General features: G+C 61.7%; 1 protein-coding gene. It reads right to left on the reverse strand.

The genetic code is table 11. The annotated features are described in order from the left end of the window. Positions 1-332 (reverse strand): type IV secretory system conjugative DNA transfer family protein (locus B7449_RS17970; RefSeq protein ID WP_048883994.1); only part of this gene is annotated, 332 nt, incomplete at both ends.

Genomic DNA, 332 nt, shown 5'->3' on the forward strand with positions numbered 1-332 from the left:
CGGTAGCGGGCCATGCCGGTAATGTCGCGCTGCAGGCGCGACAGATCGGAGAGGAAGATCTCGGTTTCCTGCTTTTCTCCATCTGCCCAGCCTTCAGCTACCCACTGGTTCCAGTGTGACACTTCCGCCTTTGTGCGAGGCAGGGCCGCGGCTACCGGATGATGCGGTTTGCCCCATGTCCGGACGAGATACGTGCGCCAGTCCGGGGGCGCGGATGTCAGTTGTGCCTCCCGGGTGATCTCGAAAACACATTCTGTCTCGTGCGCCACCTGACCGGTGTCATTGAGTGCAAAGGCCATCTGTGCCTCGGTGACGATGGGGGGCTGCATGAG

Origin of the sequence: Komagataeibacter intermedius TF2, from assembly GCF_000964425.1 — a bacterium.
GTDB lineage: Bacteria > Pseudomonadota > Alphaproteobacteria > Acetobacterales > Acetobacteraceae > Komagataeibacter > Komagataeibacter intermedius.